The 201-nt window shown below is 47.3% G+C and carries 1 rRNA gene; it reads right to left on the bottom strand.

Features of this window, described 5'->3' with window-relative positions:
• A 23S ribosomal RNA gene (locus AC3G2T_RS38970) occupies window positions 1–103 on the bottom strand; the annotation flags it as partial.
• Window positions 104–201 lie beyond the last annotated feature (98 nt).

Raw genomic sequence — 201 nt, 5'->3', positions numbered from 1 at the left:
ATCGAAGCCTGCTTACGGCTCCCCGAGGCATTTCGTCGTTCGCCACGTCCTTCTTCGGCTCCTAGCGCCTAGGCATCCTCCGTGTGCTCTTTCTAGCTTAACCACTAGAATGTACTTTCATTAACTGCTGTGACACAGTCAACGAAAAGGATTTCTAAGTTTCACGCTTTACGTTTCGTTTCGTTATCTAGTTTTCAAGGA

This window comes from Paenibacillus sp. sgz302191 (genome assembly GCF_057749925.1).
The sequence above is the reverse complement of the archived record's forward strand: the minus strand, read 5'-3'. Positions and strand labels throughout refer to the sequence as shown.